The organism is Gimesia chilikensis (assembly GCF_008329715.1).
In the GTDB taxonomy this organism is placed as follows: domain Bacteria; phylum Planctomycetota; class Planctomycetia; order Planctomycetales; family Planctomycetaceae; genus Gimesia; species Gimesia chilikensis.
The window spans coordinates 1-422 of sequence record NZ_VTSR01000031.1; the positions used below are offsets into that span (position 1 = coordinate 1).

A 422-nucleotide genomic window follows, 5' to 3' on the forward strand; every position below is an offset into this window, starting at 1 on the left:
CTCATCGAGCCCCTGGCTGATAAAGTGATCCTCGCCCACCCTGGTAAATTGCGGGTCATCGCTGAGTCCACGCGGAAAAGCGATCGTCTCGATGCTCAGGTTCTGGCCGAGTTTCTGTCAAGAGACATGGTACCAGCCTCGTATCGCCCAACCCCTCGGCAACGCGATCACCGCGGCCTGGTACGTCAGCGGAGCTCTATTCAACGCCGGATTACTTCGGTCAAGAATCGCATGCGACGGATCATGAGCAACTACAATGCAGATCGACCAGACCTGTTCAGAAAAGCGGGACAAGAGTATGTCAGCAGCTATCCCCTGTCGGCCGCTGATCGGATTTGCATGAATCAACTGACCTCAGAATGGCTTTTCTTTCTCCAACAGTTGAAGTCAGCCAACCAGGCACTGGTCGACTTTGCCGGGAC

The 422-nt window shown here is 55.0% G+C and carries 1 protein-coding gene; it reads left to right on the forward strand.

Annotated elements, in window-relative coordinates; all coding sequences use genetic code 11:
• The coding region (locus FYZ48_RS25020) for an IS110 family transposase (protein ID WP_187782209.1) at positions 1-422 on the forward strand (422 nt) is incomplete at both ends.